This window comes from Bacteroidota bacterium, assembly GCA_030706565.1.
In the GTDB taxonomy this organism is placed as follows: Bacteria; Bacteroidota; Bacteroidia; order Bacteroidales; family JAUZOH01; genus JAUZOH01.
Map to the genome: position 1 here is coordinate 1 of JAUZOH010000180.1, position 7,722 is coordinate 7,722.

The window sequence follows — 7,722 nt, forward strand, 5'->3', positions numbered from 1 at the left end:
CAGCCGTAGCGTTAGGCGAAAAGGAATTGCTGGGAAGGGTACGTGAAATCAGTAAAAAGATTGCAGATGCAGCCACGGAAGGTTTACAGGAAGATGGAAGCATGATCAATGAGAGGAATAACCAGACGGGAGAGGAGAACCGTAACCGAGACTGGTGGCCGCAGGCAGAGACAGTAGTGGGTTATATGAATGCCTATCAGCTGACCAATAATGAAGTTTACCTGGACATATCCTTGCATTGTTGGAATTTCATCAAGAAAAATCTGGTTGATAATATGGCCGGGGAATGGTTCTGGGGAATTTCTGAAAAAGGCATTATCAATACGAAAGACGACAAGGCAGGCTTTTGGAAATGTCCTTATCATAACGGGCGGATGTGCCTGGAAATAATGAGAAGATAAATGGGATTGAAAATTGCGATTGATAGTTATGCTTATTCATTTACCTGTAAATGATCAGGTATTTGAAAATAAAGTAACTTTGAATCATGTAAATCCTTATGAATAAAACAAAATGACCATGAAATTTAAAATCACCTTATTATTATTGGCTCTATCGGCTATGGCTTTATGCCAGAAAACCACGACCAATCTGAGATTACCATCACTTATTAGTGACAATATGGTGCTTCAGCAAAAAACTGCTGTAAAAATTTGGGGTAAAGCTAACCCGGGAAAGATTATAAAAGTTGTTACAAGCTGGAAAGCAGAAGGGCAGGCAACTGCAAATGGCAATAGTTTATGGGAAGTAATGCTTCAAACACCTAAAGCAGGAGGCCCTTATGAAATAACAATTTCAGCAAAAGATACGGTTGTTAAAATTAAAAATGTTTTAATCGGGGAAGTATGGTTCTGTTCCGGCCAGTCAAACATGGAAATGCCCATGGAAGGCTGGCTTCCTCAATGTCCTGTCAAAAATTCAACCAAAGAAATTGCCACAGCAAATTTTCCAAATATCCGCTTGTTTAATGTTCAACGTAAAATTTCAAGTGAACCCCTGGATGAATGTAATGGAAAATGGCAGGAATGCAATTCTTCATCCCTCCCGCCCTTTAGTGCTACAGCTTATTTTTTTGGAAAAGAGTTATATGAGAGAATTCATGTACCTGTAGCATTGATTGAATCTGCCTGGGGCGGAACACCATCAGAAGCATGGACCTCTTATGATGCTTTGAAAAAGACTGGTGAATTTTCACAAACACTTGATGAGGTTAAAAATTATACGACAGGTGAGGTCGACAAATTCAACAGATGGATAAAAGAACACAGGCAGGTTGTGGTTGATCAAAAAGCAGGAGCAGATAAATGGAAAAATTTGAATTTCCAGGATGAAACCTGTTCATCTCCGGATTTTGACGATAACACCTGGCCATTAATGAAACTTCCGCAGGCTTGGGAAGGGACCAAAGTAGGCGATTTTGACGGGATCATGTGGTTTAGGAAAAGCATTGATGTGCCAGAACAACTTGTTGGTAAGGACTTGATTTTATCCCTTGGCCCAATTGATGATATGGACAGGGTTTATTTTAACGGGAAACTGGTTGGGGCAACAGAGATTGAAGGTATGTGGCAGGTTGAAAGGAATTATGCTATTCCTTCCGAACTTGTTAAGCCTGGTAAAAATACGATTGCTGTTCGTGTCCTGGATATTCAGGGGGGAGGAGGAATAGACGGACATGCCGAACAAATGAAACTTGGCATAAAAGGGGATAATACCTCCGAGTCTGTTTCGCTTTCAGGTGATTGGAAATATATGCCTGCTGCTGAGTTGCTGGGTAATGTTTTTTATATGTACGATATTGCTAAAGGAGAGTTCTTTTTTAAATCAAGGCCTAAAGTATTGAACCCGTCTTTACCGACAGTTTTGTATAACGGAATGGTAAAACCGTTTCTGCCATATAAAATTAAAGGGGTAATTTGGTATCAGGGAGAAGCCAACGTTGGAAGGGCTGCACAATATGCAAAGATTTTTCCGGCGATGATTGAAAACTGGCGTGCTGCGTGGGGCATAAAAGATATGCCGTTTTATTTTGTCCAGATTGCTCCATGGATTTATTCCGGTAAAGAATTTTCTGAGTCTTCTGAATTGAAAGAAGCACAGGCTGAAGCATTAAAATTGTCCAATACCGGCATGGTTGTAACATCGGATATTGGTACGGTCGATAATATTCATCCTCCTTTCAAGGAAGATGTCGGCCTGAGGCTTGCCAGTCTTGCCCTGGCTAAGAATTATGGAGTATCCTTGCCCTTTTCTGGTCCGGTATATAAATCCATGAGGGTTGAAAAAAATAAAATAATACTCCAGTTCAGTCATATTGAAGGAGGATTGGTTGCCAAAAAAGGAGAATTAAAAGAGTTTGAAATAGCCGGAAGTGATGGTAAATATTTTCCCGCAACAGCAAAGATCATTGGAAATGAAGTGGTTGTCTTTTCTTCGCAGGTTACCAAACCTGTATCTGTTCGCTATTGCTGGCATAATGGTTCTGAGGCAAGTTTGTTCAATAAAGCAGGCTTACCTGCTTCATTGTTCAGGACGAAAAAATAACATTGAGAATTTACTACCAATAAGTTCATTTTAATATTAAACTACCTGGAGGCTTTTACTTTCCGGGTAGTTTATTTAACAGGATTATAAGATTTTCGTTGGGATTTATAAGAGAATAAAAGAATTAATCAAAGATCAACAATTATTAATTTGTGATGTTTATATTATTAATAAACAACAAGATAAGGCTATAGGATTCACTGTTGAAAATATAAATTTGGGAGATGCTGAATATGGAAAAATTAAAATTTAAAAAGCCGTTTTCTGTAATAGCTTTATTTGCCTTGTCAATGATGGTATCTTATTCCTGTTCGTGTACAGGGGATAGTGGTACAAATCCTCCAGACACAAATAATGATACGGTCAAAACTCCCGTTGATCCGCCTGTTGCTTCAACCATGGGATTTTTTTTGGACAACTGGCAGTCTAAAACCTATGTGGCTCCCCAATATATGGAAAGTGCTATTGCCACATCGCCATCAACCACTGTTACAGTAGATTTTGCCAATGTAATCACTAAAATTCCATTGGCCATTTTTGGGCACAATGCCAACAATTGGATGACGCAGATGTACAATGAGCCGGTATTTCTCAATCATCTTAATCATTTGAATCCTCATGTGATCCGTTTCCCGGCAGGAAGCGGCAGTGATTGCTTTTTCTGGAATTGTAACCTGAATCAACCGCCTGCAGATGCACCAACGCGCCTGCGGAAAGCCGATGGAACCTATCAGACCGATAATTTATATACTTATGGTAAAACCACCAATAGCTGGCAGGCAACGGTTGATAATTATTATTCTGTGCTTCAGCAAACAAATAGCGAAGGTTTGATTACCATAAATTATGGTTATGCACGATACGGAACAGGGCCTAATCCGGTTGCTTCAGCAGCACATATGGCTGCCGACTGGGTGCGTTATGATAAGGGCCGGACTAAATATTGGGAAATTGGAAATGAAAATTATGGTGATTGGGAATGGGGCTACCGCATTGATGTGGCAGCCAACAAAGACGGGCAACCCGAGTATCTTACCGGGAAACTCTATGCCCAACATTTTAAAGTGTTTGCCGATTCAATGAAAAAGGCTGCTGCTGAAACCGGAAAGACCATATATATCGGAGCTGTAATGCACGAATCAGCCATTCAGGGCTGGGAAACTCCAACTCTTCAGACATGGAATTCGACCATGATCCCGGAACTTAACAATGTCCCTGATTTTTATATAGGCCATAATTACTTTACCCCTTATGGCAAAAATTCGGATGCTACTACTGTTCTGGATTCTGCTCTGACGGTGCCCACCACGATGATGAACTACATGAAAGGGGCTATTCAGAAATATGGAGCAATCCTGAAACCCATTATTCTTTCGGAGTGGAACATGTTTGCCCAGGATTCCAAACAACAGGTTTCCAATACCAGCGGAACTTTCGCGGTAATCGTCCAGGGGGAAGCCTTAAAAAATAAATTTGGACTGGCTGCCCGTTGGGATTTATACAATGGTTGGGGCAATGGCAACGATCATGGTATTTTCAGCGCCGGTGACGAACCGGGTGTTTCTAAATGGAGCCCTCGTCCTTCGTTTTATTACCTCTATTTTTTCCAGAAATGTATAGGCGACCGGCTGGTAAATTCCACGGTGAACGGAAGCGTTAATGTGAAAGCCTATGCATCTACCTATACAACAGGTCAGGCAAGTGTAGCACTTGTAAATATTTCCTCTGCAGCCAAAACTGTTCAGGTGAATTTTAAAAATTTTAAGGCAGGTAATCGTTTTTATTGGTACACCTTGGAAGGAAGCAATGACAATGGGGATTTCTCTCGAAAAGTAACGGTAAATGGTTCCGGTACCACAGCTGTTGCAGGCGGCCCTTCTGATTATGCCACTATTAAAGCAAGATCTGCATTGACTTCCAAAGGGATCAGGGTTACCATCCCTGCCTGGAGTGCTGTTTTTGTGATGGTTGATAAACCATAAAAAACACAATTAAGGCAGATGTCCTATGATAAGATTATGTTATTCGTTAGCCCCTGTTTTATTCCTTTGAAATTATTTTATAGTATACCACAGAGAACAAACTGGTCTATACACTACGAATCGCCTGAAAAAGTCATCTTAAAATTAATTTAACAGATGATGGGAATCCTGATAAATTCATAAAAATGTCTGGAACCGGTTGTTGATAAATTATATTACTTATTGTTGATATGATTTATTGATATGGTAACGAAAATATTCTTATTTTTCCCCAGCTAAATAAAATATCATCCTGGAAGAATCCCGGTATAGGAATAAGTCAGGTTTTTTTTTACATGTTAAATTTTACGAATTATGAAAAAGGTCATTATTCTAGCATCTTGTTTTTTATACATATTGGGTGAAGGTATTTATGCACAATCCCAAAATAAACTTTGGTATAATCAACCTGCCCGGTATTTTGAAGAAAGCCTGGTACTTGGAAACGGTAAAATGGGCGCTACAGTATTCGGCGGTGTTGGTTCAGATAAAATTTATCTGAATGATGCCACCCTTTGGTCGGGCGAACCTGTAAATGCCAATATGAACCCGGAAGCATATAAAAACCTGCCTGCAGTAAGAGAAGCCTTAAAAAATGAGGATTATCAGCTGGCCGATAAGTTAAACAGGAAACTTCAGGGAAAATATTCCGAATCTTATGCCCCGCTGGGTACACTCTATCTGGATTTTAAAGACAATCAGGATCCTAAAAAGTATTACCGGGAACTTAATATCTCCGATGCCGTTTCGAAAGTGGAATACGAAGTAAACGGGATTAAATATACCCGGGAATATTTTGTTTCTCATCCCGATCATGTTATGGTCATTAAACTGAACAGCAGCAAAAAAGGGAAATTAAATTTTGATATCCGTTTCGAGAGTTTATTGAAATATAAAATTTCCCCTTCAGGACAAACACTTCAGGTTAAAGGTTATGCTCCTATTCAGGCAAAACCTGGCTATCTGGGAAACAGTTCCGATGCTGTAGTTTTTGATGAAAACCGGGGGACAAGGTTTTCAACATTGATAAAAGTTAAAAATACGGATGGTACTTTGTCATCTACCGACAGTTCATTGGTATTAAACAACTGCACTGAAGCTGTTGTTTTCGTTTCAGTTGCAACCAGTTTTAATGGTTTTGATAAAGATCCTGCAGCTGACGGGCTAAATGATGCACAAATTGCCACGGATCAGTTGAATAAGGCTTATCCTAAATCTTTTGAAGAACTTAAAAAAGTGCATGTGAAAGATTATCAGGGCTTTTTTAACCGCGTAAGTCTGAATTTGGGAAAAACTCTGGCTCCTGATTTACCAACCGACGAGCGTCTCAGAAGATATGCCGAAGGCAAAGAAGATAAGAACCTGGAAATACTGTATTTTCAGTATGGAAGGTATTTGCTGATAAGCAGTTCCCGGACTTCAAATGTTCCGGCAAATTTGCAGGGTATCTGGAATCCTTATATGCGCCCGCCCTGGAGCAGCAACTATACCACCAATATCAATGCCGAAGAAAATTACTGGCTTGCTGAAAACGCCAATCTTTCTGAGATGCACCTTCCTTTGCTGGGTTTTATCAGAAATCTTTCGGAAACAGGAAAAATAACGGCCAAAACATTTTATGGAGCAAATGGCTGGGTAACCTGTCACAATTCAGATATCTGGGCTATGACAAATCCTGTCGGCGGTTTTGGCGGGGGCGACCCGGTGTGGGCCAACTGGAATATGGGTGGTGCCTGGTTGAGCACTCATCTATGGGAACATTATTTGTTTACACAGGATAAGCAATTCCTGAAGGATCAATATGACGTCATGAAGGGTGCTGCCCAGTTCTGTCTCGATTGGCTGGTTGAGGACAAGGAGGGCAAGTTAATCACATCTCCTTCTACTTCTCCCGAAAATAAATTTGTTACGACGGCCGGGTATCATGGGGCTACGTTTTACGGCGGAACGGCGGATTTAGCAATGGCCAGGGCCTGCATGCAGCAGGTGATTGACGCATCGAAAATTTTAAACACTGATGCCGGTTTCCGCCAGAAACTTGAAAGCGCTGTTTCCCGTTTGCATCCATTTCAGATAGGAAAGAAGGGTAACCTGCAGGAATGGTATTATGATTGGGAAGATGAGGATCCCCATCACCGCCATCAGTCACATTTATTTGGATTGTTCCCGGGACATCAGATTAGTCCTTATACGACGCCAGATCTGGCCAATGCTTGTCGTAAAACCCTTGAAATTAAGGGTGATGAAACTACCGGCTGGTCAAAAGGATGGCGCATCAATCTTTGGGCACGGTTGGGTGACGGAAATCATGCCTATAAAATGTATCGTGAACTACTGAAATATGTTGACCCGGATGGAGTTAAAAACAGTACCCACAGAGGAGGCGGGACTTACCCGAATTTGTTTGATGCCCATCCACCTTTTCAGATAGATGGTAATTTTGGCGGCTCTGCTGCAGTAGCTGAGATGCTTGTCCAATCCTCCGAAAATGAGATCCGTTTACTGCCTGCTCTTCCGGCTGCTTGGGCTAATGGCAATGTTAAAGGAATTTGTGCCAGGGGTGGTTTTGAAATTTCCATGGAATGGACAAACCAGACCTTAAAGAAAATCACCTTAACCTCAAAACAGGGGGGGAATACTACTCTGATCAGCGGGAACAAACAAAAGAAAGTTTCATTGAAAAAAGGCCAGAAAATGGAAATTCAATGGTAAATTTTATTTGAAAAGAACGGATTTTTTATCCTGATTTGATATTTTTCAAAATAGATTAATTAAAAAATTGAAAATATGTACAAAAGTCTTGTAAACATTGAGTTTATAAGACTTTTTGCTTTTATTTATTTCTGGTACGGAAAAGAAGCCCGTTTTTAAGTTCATAAATTCCCGTTTGAAAATCCTATACCCGCTATTTGGGACGCAGAAACCGATTTTTTTGGATCAGATCATTTAATTTAGCAAATATTATTAATTTGATCTATGAAACAACTATGAAACGAACATGTTTGCGGATAAAACACAAATACCTGTAAAAATAGCAAACATGGAGTTCCATACGACTTTTGAAAATTAAACTATATTCGTATGAAAACTATTCGGATTATTCCTTTAATTTCAATGTTCAGCCTGTGTTTGCTTGGAACAAATTTCCAGGAAGGCA

The 7,722-nt window shown here is 40.2% G+C and carries 4 protein-coding genes; all 4 read left to right on the forward strand.

Translation table 11 applies throughout. The features are described 5' to 3' along the window. The coding region (locus Q8907_10040; protein ID MDP4274606.1) for an AGE family epimerase/isomerase at window positions 1-401 on the forward strand (401 nt) is incomplete at its 5' end. 118 nt (window positions 402-519) lie between these two features. Beyond that, on the forward strand, window positions 520-2,544 hold the full coding sequence (locus tag Q8907_10045; GenBank protein MDP4274607.1) for a sialate O-acetylesterase: 2,025 nt from the start codon (window positions 520-522) through the stop codon (window positions 2,542-2,544). A 233-nt stretch (window positions 2,545-2,777) separates the two neighbouring features. Further along, window positions 2,778-4,526 carry an alpha-L-arabinofuranosidase gene (locus Q8907_10050; protein ID MDP4274608.1) on the forward strand — a complete coding sequence of 583 codons (1,749 nt, stop codon included), beginning with the start codon at window positions 2,778-2,780 and terminating at the stop codon, window positions 4,524-4,526. Window positions 4,527-4,880: 354 nt separating this feature from the next. After that, window positions 4,881-7,277 (forward strand): glycoside hydrolase family 95 protein, encoded by a 2,397-nt coding sequence (locus Q8907_10055; protein ID MDP4274609.1) that lies wholly within the window; start codon window positions 4,881-4,883, stop codon window positions 7,275-7,277. Window positions 7,278-7,722: the final 445 nt, after the last annotated feature.

What these genes read in the sequence shown, in the direction of transcription:
- Q8907_10045 (MDP4274607.1), top strand. Translation starts at nt 520, where the DNA reads ATGAAATTTAAAATCACCTTATTATTATTGGCTCTATCGGCTATGGCT.
- Q8907_10050 (MDP4274608.1), top strand. Translation starts at nt 2,778, where the DNA reads ATGGAAAAATTAAAATTTAAAAAGCCGTTTTCTGTAATAGCTTTATTT.
- Q8907_10055 (MDP4274609.1), top strand. Translation starts at nt 4,881, where the DNA reads ATGAAAAAGGTCATTATTCTAGCATCTTGTTTTTTATACATATTGGGT.